1 protein-coding gene is annotated in these 1063 nt (G+C 62.0%); it reads right to left on the minus strand.

Annotated features, from left to right (window positions below; genetic code table 11):
* Positions 1-1006 (minus strand): IS256 family transposase (locus NKH03_RS34715; RefSeq protein ID WP_352973340.1); only part of this gene is annotated, 1006 nt, incomplete at its 3' end.
* Positions 1007-1063: the final 57 nt, after the last annotated feature.

Raw genomic sequence — 1063 nt, forward strand, 5'->3', positions numbered from 1 at the left:
AGACGATCCTGCGAACCTCGTCTGGGAAAGCGAAGAACGGGATGACCTCGGCCCAGGCGCGCCGCCAGCTCTGACCTATGGCGGGATAACGCTGCCCCCAATGGCCGGCCTCGAACGTCATCAGCGCCTCTTCGGCGGTCTTGGCGTCGATGGCGCGGTAAATATCCTTGAGCGCCGTCGCCAGCCCCCTGCGGTCCTTCCAAGACACGAAGTCCATGCTGTTCCTGAGCAGATGCACGATGCAGGTCTGGACGACCGTTTGCGGGAACACGGCGGTAATGGCGTCGGGGAAGCCTTTGAGGCCATCGACGACAGCCAACAGAATATCCTCGACGCCGCGGTTCTTGAGCTCGTTCATCACCCGCAGCCAGAACTTGGCACCCTCGTTCTGCTCAAGCCACAGGCCCAGCACCTCCTTGGCGCCATCGGCGCGCACGCCAAGCGCGATGTGGATCGCCTTGTTGCGGACCATGCCTTCGTCGCGGATCTTGACCCGGATCGCATCGAAGAAGATGAGCGGGTAAACCGGATCGAGCGGCCGCTGTTGCCAGGCGACGACTTCATCCAGCACCGCGTCGGTCACCGTTGAGATCAGCTCCGGCGAGACGTCGATGCCGTAAAGTTCGTGCAAGTGTCCGGTGATCTCGCGGGTGCTCATGCCGCGCGCATACATCGACACGATCTTGTCGTCGAAGCCTGGAAAGCGGCGCTGATATTTGGCGATCAGTTGAGGGTCGAAGCTCGAGTGGCGGTCGCGCGGCACGTCGATCGCCAGCTTGCCGGTCTCGGTCATCACCGTCTTGCGGCCGTAGCCGTTGCGCGTATTGCCGGCGCTCTCATCGCCGGCCAGGTGATGATCCATCTCCGCGTTCAAGGCGCGCTCGGTCAGCGCTTTCTTCAGTGAATCGAGCAAACCGCCCTGATCAAAAGCGGCGCTGGCCGCGCCACCAGCCAGCAACTGATCGAGAAGCTCATTCGGTATCGCAGGGTCTTTGCGTCGCGACATAGTGGGACTCCTTCTTACCCATTATGCCCGCCCGCACACGAAATTCCTGACAGTCCC

Source organism: Mesorhizobium sp. M1406, from assembly GCF_040317555.1.
Taxonomy (GTDB): Bacteria; Pseudomonadota; Alphaproteobacteria; order Rhizobiales; family Rhizobiaceae; genus Mesorhizobium.